Here is a 7,415-nt window from a genome sequence, read left to right as displayed (position 1 = left end):
ACGACCGTGGGAGTGGGCGGAATGGCTGAGTCCGACAACAAGCTCCGGGACTACCTGGGCCGGGTGATCGCCGAGCTGCACGAGACCCGGCAGCGGTTGCGCGCGGCCGAGTCCGGCGACCACGAGCCGATCGCCGTCATCGCCATGAGCTGCCGGCTGCCCGGCGGCGTGCGCGACCCCGAGGACCTGTGGCGGCTGCTGGTGGCCGGCGGCGATGCGGTGGCCGGGTTCCCGGCCGATCGCGGCTGGGACCTGCCCGGCTCGGATGACGCGCGCGGCGGCTTCCTGCACGACGCCGCCGAGTTCGACCCCGGGTTCTTCGGCATCAGCCCGCGTGAGGCGCTGGCCATGGACCCGCAGCAGCGGCTGGCGCTGGAGATCGCCTGGGAGGCGGTGGAACGGGCCGGCATCCACCCGAAGGCCTTGCGCGGCAGCCGGACCGGCGTGTTCGTCGGCACCAACGGCCGCGGCTACGACGCCCTGCAACCCGGCATGGCCGGCTCCGAGGGCTACCTGCTCACCGGCGGCGCCACCGCCGTGGTGTCCGGCCGGATCGCCTACACCCTCGGCCTGGAGGGTCCGGCGGTCACCATCGACACGGCCTGCTCGTCCTCGCTGACCGCGCTGCACGTGGCCAGCCGGGCGCTGCGCACCGGAGAGTGCACGATGGCGCTGGTCGGCGGGGTCACCGTGATGCCGCACCCGACCGAGTTCCAGGAGCTGGGCCACCAGCAGGGCCTGGCCTCCGACGGCCGGTGCAAGGCGTTCGCCGCGGCCGCGGACGGCATGGGCATGGGCGAGGGCGCCGCCATGCTGCTGGTCACCACGCTGTCCGAGGCGGTGCGCGCCGGGCACCGGGTGCTGGCCGTTGTCCGGGGCAGCGCGATCAACTCCGACGGCGCGTCCAACGGCCTGACCGCGCCGAACGGGCCGTCCCAGGAGCGGGTGATCCGCGCCGCGCTGGCCGACGCCCGGCTCGCACCGTCCGATGTGGACGCGATCGAGGCACACGGCACCGGCACCAAGCTCGGCGACCCGATCGAGGCGCACGCGCTGCTGGCCACCTACGGCAAGGACCGGCCGGCGGACCGGCCCCTGTGGTTGGGCTCGCTGAAGTCGAACATCGGCCACGCCCAGGCGGCGGCCGGCGCGGCCAGCGTGATCAAGGCCGTGCTGGCGCTGCGGCACCGGCTGCTGCCGAAGACGTTGCACGTGGACGCGCCGTCCCCGCACATCGACTGGTCGGCCGGCGCGGTCGAACTGCTGACCGAGCCACGCGAGCTGGCGGATTCGGCGCAGCCGCACCGGATCGGGATCTCCTCGTTCGGGATCAGCGGCACCAACGTGCACCTGATCGTCGAGGAGTACCGGGCGGAGCCGGAGCGGCCGGAAGCCGTGGCCGCGCTGCCGGAACCGGTGGCCGCGCTGCCGGAAGCGGTGGCCGCGCCGGTGGTGCCGGTGGTGCCCATCGCGGTGTCCGGGCGGTCGGCCGGTGCGCTGCGGGCCCAGGCGGCCCGGCTGGCCTCGTTCGTGCGGGCCGAGCCGGACGCGCGCCTGGTCGATCTCGGTCTGTCGCTGACGACGACGCGGGCCTCGTTCGAGCACCGGGCCGTGGTGCTGGCCGCCGGCCGGGACGGGCTGCTGGACGGCCTGGACGCCGTGGCCGGCGGACAGGACGGGTCGGGTCTGATCACCGGCGTGGCCAGGGAGCAGCCCGACGGCGGCGTGGTGTTCGTCTTCCCGGGGCAGGGCGCGCAGTGGGTGGGGATGGCCGCCCGACTGCTGGACTCCTCGCCGGTGTTCGCCGAGCGGATCGGTGAGTGTGACCGGGCGTTGCGCGAGTTTGTCGACTGGTCGCTGCTGGATGTGTTGCGGGGCAAGGGATCGCTGGACCGGGTGGATGTGGTGCAGCCGGTGCTGTGGGCGGTGATGGTGGCGCTGGCCGAGTTGTGGCGCTCGGTGGGCGTTGCGCCGGTCGCGGTGCTGGGGCACTCGCAGGGGGAGATCGCGGCGGCGTGTGTCGCCGGGGTGTTGAGTCTGTCCGACGGTGCGCGGGTGGTGGCGCTGCGGGCGAAGGCCATCGCCGAGGTGTTGTCGGGTCATGGGGGAATGGTTTCCCTCGCGGTGTCCCGGGATGGTGCGGCGGAGCTGATCGAGCCGTGGGGGACGGCGTTGTCGGTGGCGGCGGTGAACGGGCCGCTGTCCACCGTGGTCTCCGGGGATGCCGGCGCGTTGGACGAGTTGCTGACGGTGTGTGCCGAACGGGAGGTCCGGGCCAAGCGGATACCGGTGGACTACGCGTCGCATTCGGTTCAGGTGGAGGGCATCCGCGAGCGGCTGCTGGCGGAGTTGGCGTCTGTGGCGCCGCGGTCGGGCCCGGTGCCGTTCTACTCGGCGGTGACCGGGGCCCGGACCGAAGGGTCCACTTTGGACGCCGGCTATTGGGTGGAGAACCTGCGCCGCACGGTCCGGTTCGACACCGCGGTCGGGGCGTTGCTGGCCGACGGCCTGGCCTCGTTCCTGGAGATCAGCCCGCATCCGGTGCTCGGCACCGGCATCGAGGAGTCGCTGGAGGCCGCCGGGACGTCCGGCACCGTGCTCGGCACGCTGCGCCGCGACACCGACGACCGGACCCGGTGGCTGACCGCGGTCGCCGAGGCGCACGTGTCCGGCGTCGACGTGGACTGGGCCGCCGTCTTCGCGGGCCGCGCCGGCAGCAGGATCGACCTGCCCACCTATGCCTTCCAGCGGCAGCGGTACTGGCCGGCCCGGGCCGCCGCCGCGGACGTGACCGCGGCCGGGCTGGGCGGCACCGCCCACCCGCTGCTCGGCGCGAACGTCCCGCTGGCCGGTGCGGCCGGTGCGTTGCTGACCGGCAGGCTGTCCCTGGCCACCCACCCGTGGCTGGCCGACCACGTCGTGCTCGGCACGGTGCTGCTGCCCGGCACCGCGCTGGTCGAGCTGACCCTGCGGGCCGGGCTGGAGGCCGGTCGCACCCGGCTGGACGAGCTGACCCTGCTCACCCCGCTGGTCCTGCCCGAGCAGGGCGCCGTGCAGGTCCAGGTCGTGGTCGGCGCGCCGGACGCCGAGGACCGGTGCCCGGTCACGGTGTACTCCCGCCCGGACGGCCCGGACACCGAATGGGTCCGCAACGCCGAGGGCGTCCTGGCGGTTGCCACCGGCGACGCACCCGGCGGCCCTACGGACTGGCCGCCGGCCGGCGCCGAACCGGTCGACGTCAGCGACTTCTATCCCGCCGCGAGCCGGGCCGGATACGGCTTCGGGCCGGCGTTTCAGGGCCTGCGGGCCGCGTGGCGGCGGGCCGGCGAGGTGCTCGCCGAGGTCGTCCTGCCCGAGCCGGCGCGGGCCGAGGCGGACCGGTTCGGCCTGCACCCGGCGCTGCTCGACGCCGCGCTGCACGCGATCGTGCCCGGCGGGCTGCTCCCGCCCGCGGAGCAGACCCGGCTGCCGTTCGCCTGGACCGGCGTCGAACTGCACGCCACCGGCGCCAGCCGGCTGCGGGTCCGGCTGACCGCCGCCGCCGGGCCGGACGCGGTGCGGATCGAGGTCACCGACCCGGCCGGTCGCCCGGTGCTGTCCGCGGAGTCCATGGTGCTGCGAACGTTGTCCGCCGGAGACGTCCGGGCGGCGCAACGGGCCGGGATCGACGCGCTGTTCCAGACCGCCTGGGTGACGCCGGCCGCGCTGCCCGCCGCCCCGGCCCCGCACTGGGCGGTGTTCGGCCCGGACCCGGCCGGCGCGGGCGAGCGGCTGGCCGGCGCCGTGCACCGGCTCGACCGCTACCCGGACCTCGGCGCGCTGCGCGCCGCGCTGGACACCGGAGCGCCGGCCCCGGACGTCGCGGTCTTCCCGATCGGCGCCGGCACCGGAGCCGACCTCGCCGGGGCGACCCGGGCCGAGGTACTCCGCACGCTCGGCACGCTTCAGGTCTGGCTGGACGACGAGCGGCTGGCCGGCAGCACGCTGATCGTGCTCACCCGGGGTGCGGTCGCCACCGAGCCCGGCGCCGCGCTGCCCGACCTGGCCGCGGCCGCCGCCTGCGGGCTGGTGCGCACCGCGCAGAGCGAGAACCCCGACCGGTTCCTGCTGGTCGACATCGACGACGATCCCGCGTCGCTGGCCCGGCTGCCCGAGCTGCCCGGCCGGGACGAGCCCCGGTTCGCGGTGCGGTCCGGCGCGCCGCTGGTACCCCGGCTGGCCCGGGCCCGGCTGGACCCGCCGGACGCCACGCCGGTCACCGGCCCGGTGCTGATCACCGGCGGCACCGGCGTCCTCGGCGGACACCTGGCCCGGCACCTGGCCGCCGAGCACGGCGTGCGCGAGCTGCTGCTGGTCAGCCGCTCGGGAGAGTTCGCCGAAGGCGCCGCCGAGCTGGTGGCCGACCTGGCCGCACTTGGCGCCACCGCCGAGGTGGCCGCCTGCGACGCGGCCGACCGGGACGCGCTTGCCGAGCTGCTCGCCGGTCGCCGGCTGGCCGGCGTGGTGCACGCGGCCGGTGTGCTGGACGACGGCGTCATCGGGTCGCTCACCGACGAGGCGGTCGAGGCGGTGCTGCGACCCAAGGTGGACGCCGCGGTCAACCTGCACGAGCTGACCGCCGACCTCGAGCTGTTCGTGCTGTTCTCCTCGGCTTCGGCCGCGTTCGGCACGGTCGGGCAGGGCAACTACGCCGCCGCCAACGCCTTCCTGGACGCGCTGGCCCAGCACCGCCGGGCCGAGGGGCTGCCCGCCGTGTCGATCGGCTGGGGGATGTGGGCCGAGCTGACCGGCATGACCCGGCACCTGGGCGCCGCCGACCTGGCCCGGATCACCGGCGCCGGGGCGGCGCTGTCCACCGCGGAGGGGCTGGCGCTGTTCGACGCGGTGACCGCGGCCGGTGCCGCCGCACCGGCCGCGCCGGCCGCGATCCGGCTGAACGTCGCGACGTTGCGGGCGACCGTGCCGTCCAGCGCGCCCGTTCCGCCGCTGCTGCGTGGCCTGGTCCGGGGCCCGCTGGGCACCGCGGCCGGCAGCCGCGACGGTGGGCCGGACCTGGCCGGCCGGCTGACCGGGCTGGCCGGCGCGGAGCAGCAGCGGGTGCTGGTCGAGCTGGTCCGGGACGAGGCCGCGGCCGTGCTCGGGCACGCCGGGGTGGACGAGATCGACCCGGAGCGCGGGTTCATGGAGTTGGGCTTCACCTCGCTGACCGCGCTGGAGATCCGCAACCGGCTGGCTCGGCTGACCGGGCTGCGGCTGCCCACCACGCTGATCTTCGACTACCCGACGGCGACCAAGCTCGCCGCGCACCTGCACACCACCCTCGGGATCGACGACGAGCCGGCCGGCGACGGGCTGCCGGAGCTGCTCGACTCGCTCGAGGCCGGCCTGGCGGCCACTGGCGACGGCGACGAGGCGCGGGCCGCCGCGGTGGCCCGGTTGCACGTGCTGCTGGCCAGGTACGAGACCGACACCGGCCCGCCCACCGAGGTCACCGACCTCGACGCGGCCTCCGACGAGGAGATGTTCGCCTTGATCGACAACCAACTGGGGACGTCATGACGCTGCTGGGAGGTCGGAATGGCGAATGAGGCGCAGCTCCGCGAGTACCTCAAGCGGGTGACCGCGGACCTCACCCAGGTTCGCCAGCGGCTGCGCGCGGTCGAGGCCGCCAGCCGCGAGCCGATCGCGATCGTCGGGATGAGCTGCCGGTTCCCCGGCGGGGTGGACAGCCCCGAGGCGCTGTGGCGGCTGGTGTCCGACGGCACCGACGCGATCGCCGGCTTTCCCACCGACCGTGGCTGGGAGGTCGGCCACCTGGACGGGGCCGACCCGTCGTTCACCCGCGAAGGCGGGTTCCTGTCCGGCGCCGCGGAGTTCGACCCGTCGCTGTTCGGCATCTCGCCGAACGAGGCGCTGGCGATGGACCCGCAGCAGCGCCTGGTGCTCGAGGCATCCTGGGAGGCGATCGAGCGCGCCGGGATCGACCCGCTGTCGTTGCAGGGCAGCCGAACCGCGGTGTTCGCCGGGGTGCTCTACACCGAGTACGCCCAGCGCGCGCTGGCCGTGCCCGACGGAGTGCGGGCCTACCTCGGCACCGGCTCGGTGCCCAGCGTGGTGTCCGGTCGGGTGTCCTACAGCCTGGGCCTGGAGGGCCCCTCGGTCACCGTGGACACCGCGTGCTCGTCCTCGCTGGTGGCCATGCACCTGGCCGGGCAGGCGCTGCGCTCCGGCGAGTGCTCGCTGGCCCTTGCCGGCGGCGTGTCGGTGATGGTCGCGCCGAGCATCTACCTGGACGCGGGCCTGTCCGGCGGGATCGCCGCGGACGGGCGGTGCAAGCCGTTCTCCGCCGCGGCGGACGGGGCCGGCTGGTCCGAGGGCGTCGGCATGCTGCTGCTCGAGCGGCTGTCCGACGCGCGCCGCAACGGTCACCGGGTGCTGGCCGTGCTGCGCGGTTCCGCGGTGAACTCCGACGGCGCCTCCGGCGGCCTGACCGTGCCGAACGGCCCGTCGCAGCAGCGGGTGATCCGCGCGGCGCTGGCCAGCGCCCGGCTGGCACCGTCCGATGTGGACGTGGTGGAGGCGCACGGCACCGGCACCAAGCTCGGCGACCCGATCGAGGCGCAGGCGTTGCAGGCCACCTACGGCCGGGACCGGGACCGGCCGCTGTGGCTGGGTTCGATCAAGTCGAACATCGGGCACACCCAGGCCGCCGCCGGAGTGGCCGGTGTGATCAAGATGGTGCAGGCGATCCGGCACGGCGTGCTGCCGGCCACGCTGCACGTGGCCGAGCCGTCGCCGCACGTGGACTGGTCGGCGGGCGCGGTGTCCCTGCTGGCCCGGGCCCGCCCGTGGCCGGAGCGGGATGAACCGCGCCGGGCGGGAGTGTCCTCGTTCGGGCTGAGCGGGACGAACGCGCACGTGATCATCGAGCAGGCGCCGGATGCTGAGCAACCGGCCGAATCCGAGCAGGCGGCCGGTCCGCGACCGGTCGCGGAGCTCGTGCCGTGGGTGCTGTCCGGCAAGACCGCTGCGGCACTGGCCGGGCAGGCTGCCCGGTTGCTGTCCCATGTGGACGACGTGCCGGGCCTGGATCCGGTTGATGTGGGGCATTCACTGGTGACCACCCGGTCCCGGCTGGACCACCGGGCGGTGCTGCTCGGCGCGGATCTCGCGGAGCTGCGCGGTTTGCTGGCGGCGCTGGCCCGGGGCGAGGAGGTGCCCGGCGTGGTCCGGCGCACCGGCCCGGTGGGCCAGGGCGGCGCGGTGTTCGTGTTCCCGGGTCAGGGTTCGCAGTGGGTGGGGATGGCCCGCGAGCTGTTGGACTTCTCGCCGGTGTTCGCGGAGCGGGTCGGTGCGTGTGACCGGGCGTTGCGTGAGTTCGTGGACTGGTCGTTGCTGGATGTGTTGCGTGGTGG

At 75.3% G+C, this 7,415-nt stretch carries 2 protein-coding genes; both read left to right on the top strand.

Features of this window, described 5'->3' with window-relative positions:
• The first annotated feature begins 6 nt into the window (after nt 1–6).
• A complete protein-coding gene (locus VFV67_RS04260) occupies nt 7–5,559 on the top strand; it encodes a type I polyketide synthase (protein WP_414636168.1) in 5,553 nt (1,850 codons plus the stop codon).
• Between the two features lie 18 nt (nt 5,560–5,577).
• Nucleotides 5,578–7,415: type I polyketide synthase (locus VFV67_RS04255; RefSeq protein ID WP_326467361.1), on the top strand; the 1,838-nt coding region annotated here is incomplete at its 3' end.

The organism is Actinophytocola sp., from assembly GCF_035762905.1.
Lineage (GTDB): Bacteria > Actinomycetota > Actinomycetes > Mycobacteriales > Pseudonocardiaceae > DASYTH01.
The sequence above is the reverse complement of the archived record's forward strand: the minus strand, read 5'-3'. Positions and strand labels throughout refer to the sequence as shown.